Annotated in this window: 1 protein-coding gene; it reads right to left on the minus strand. The window is 43.0% G+C overall.

Going from position 1 to position 279, the window contains the following annotated elements; genetic code table 11:
• Positions 1–182, minus strand: a 182-nt coding sequence (locus tag AAEY78_RS12780; RefSeq protein ID WP_124013298.1) for a hypothetical protein, incomplete at its 3' end; no start/stop codon positions are given.
• Positions 183–279 lie beyond the last annotated feature (97 nt).

The following is a 279-nucleotide window of genomic DNA, read 5'->3' on the forward strand; positions in this document are numbered from 1 at the left end:
TGTTTAAGCTGGCCGCCACTAATCCGTAGTGCGGATGTTATTTTGCTAGAAGAATAATGTTCGAGTAATCCGACGGCGTGTTCACGCAATGTATTGGGGGTTGGAGCTTGACGACTATTCCTGTTGCTACGCCAGCATTCAAAAGCTGTTGTGAGGGTTGATAAGGGATCTAATGTTGACATGATTGCATCCTGATTATTGAGTTGCGATCATTAAATCAGTTTACAAGATAGAAGTTGAACTATGCTGCCGTAAGCTCACATACAGTTGGCATTCTAC

Origin of the sequence: Psychrobacter sp. 16-MNA-CIBAN-0192, from assembly GCF_040309565.1 — a bacterium.
In the GTDB taxonomy this organism is placed as follows: Bacteria; Pseudomonadota; Gammaproteobacteria; order Pseudomonadales; family Moraxellaceae; genus Psychrobacter.